1 pseudogene is annotated in these 391 nt (G+C 34.8%); it reads left to right on the top strand.

From position 1 onward, the window contains the following. Positions 1-391: pseudogene (locus BAU27_RS15615) on the top strand (IS4 family transposase); the annotation flags it as partial.

Here is a 391-nt window from a genome sequence, read left to right as displayed (position 1 = left end):
TCGTTTACAAGACTTTAAGTCTATTCAAGATAAGCAAGGATATTATTTATCACGTCTTAAGTTACCAACTAAAATATATAGAAAAGAATTCGAAACAGTGGTATTTAAAACAAAACCCGCTCAATTAAGACCGGTATATATACAAATTCATTTGGAAGACATCATGAAACAATTACAACCTGGCCAAGTGTATGAATTACATGATGTATATGTAGGGAGTAAAGAAAAACTGCCTACTCGCATTGTGGTTTATAGATGTACCGAGGAGCAAAAACAGAAACGCCTACGCGATCGAGCGATTCGCGAAAAGAAAAAAGGGATTACATATACAGAGCGTACGAAACTTTTACAAGGAATTACGGTATATATGACAAATATTCCTACGGAATGG

Source organism: Bacillus sp. NH11B, assembly GCF_001884205.1.
In the GTDB taxonomy this organism is placed as follows: Bacteria; Bacillota; Bacilli; order Bacillales; family Bacillaceae_G; genus Bacillus_A; species Bacillus_A proteolyticus.
This window is presented reverse-complemented; position numbering and strand designations above follow the sequence as displayed.